Below are 511 nucleotides of genomic sequence, written 5' to 3'. Positions count from 1 at the left end.
GTTTATTTAAAGGACATCTGAAAAACTATATTTATTCCGTTATCGGAGACATCCTTTTTCAAGACATATCTTATGACCATATAGCAAAAATTCTTAGTCCTATATGGTGTGAACATCCTGCTTTAGTAAGAAAAATACGTTCTGATATAAACGGGATATATGCTTGGGCACGAGCACTTAAATTAACCGATAAAGAAAGCCCTACAACTCCGAGCGTATTAAAAAATCTGTTGCCTAAACGCCCGCCCGCAGCACAAAAAAATCATCCCATGCTACCTGTGGATGAAATACCTGAATTTTTTGCCGATTTACACGCCCGTCTCAGCATATCAGCTCGCTGTTTGGAATTTGCCATTCTTACAGCCACCCGTTCGGGAAATGCACGAGAAGCAAAATGGGTTGAAATTAACTTTAATACTAACCAGTGGATCATTCCTGCTAAAAAAATGAAGGTAAGAACAAACGGAGATTTAATTGTTCCTTTATCAACAGAGGCAATGGCTATCTTAAA

Annotated in this window: 1 protein-coding gene; it reads left to right on the top strand. The window is 38.2% G+C overall.

Translation table 11 applies throughout. The annotated features are described in order from the left end of the window. Positions 1-511, top strand: a 511-nt coding sequence (locus tag HMPREF9444_RS11065) for a tyrosine-type recombinase/integrase (RefSeq protein WP_040909213.1), incomplete at both ends; no start/stop codon positions are given.

Source organism: Succinatimonas hippei YIT 12066 (assembly GCF_000188195.1).
GTDB lineage: Bacteria > Pseudomonadota > Gammaproteobacteria > Enterobacterales > Succinivibrionaceae > Succinatimonas > Succinatimonas hippei.
The sequence above is the reverse complement of the archived record's forward strand: the minus strand, read 5'-3'. Positions and strand labels throughout refer to the sequence as shown.